General features: G+C 45.3%; 1 protein-coding gene. It reads left to right on the top strand.

Going from position 1 to position 746, the window contains the following annotated elements; all coding sequences use genetic code 11:
* Positions 1-150 precede the first annotated feature (150 nt).
* Positions 151-746: phosphoribosylformimino-5-aminoimidazole carboxamide ribotide isomerase (gene hisA, locus A3757_RS12430; protein WP_068739715.1), on the top strand; the 596-nt coding region annotated here is incomplete at its 3' end.

The following is a 746-nucleotide window of genomic DNA, read 5'->3' as shown; positions in this document are numbered from 1 at the left end:
GGTCCTTCAGGTAGGTTTGCTCCAAAGATTATCACAGCAACAAGCCTAGGTGTACTGGATTAATCTTCAATATGGGGCGAATCACCCCGCTTAATTGGGTATAATATGCGCCAGTTTTATTTTTATCTCATTCTGTAAAAGAGGCCTCCTTTGACCCAGTTTCGTCCCTGTATCGATTTACATCAAGGCAAAGTAAAGCAAATTGTTGGTGGTAGCTTGAATGACCAAGGTGCCGATACTAATTTTGTGAGTGCTTATGATGCGGCTTACTATGCTTCCTTATACAAGGAGCATAACTTACAAGGTGGGCATGTTATTGCACTAGGCCCAGGAAATAAGGACGAAGCACTTAAGGCACTATCGGCCTGGCCTCAAGGTTTACAATTTGGCGGGGGCGTTAATCATGAAAATGCCAGCGAGTTTTTGGAAGCAGGTGCGTCGCATTTGATCGTCACGTCTTACCTCTTCGAAGATGGGGAGCTATCTTCTGACAGAATTGAAAAGATAAAAGCGGAGACGGGAGCGGAGCGTTTAGTGATGGATCTGAGTTGCCGAAAAACCGAATCGGGTTGGAATATTGCGACGGATCGTTGGCAAACAGTGACCCGTACTCAGATTACCAAGAATACCCTCGCTGAGTTGGCAGGGCACTGCAATGAGTTTTTAATACATGCTGCCGATGTTGAAGGGCTACAAGCAGGAATTGATGAGGACCTGGTTTCTTTATTAGGAGAAATTTCCCCCAT

It is taken from the genome of Oleiphilus sp. HI0117 (assembly GCF_001635235.1).
Note: the sequence above shows the minus strand (reverse complement) of the source record. Positions and strands in the feature narration are given on the sequence as shown.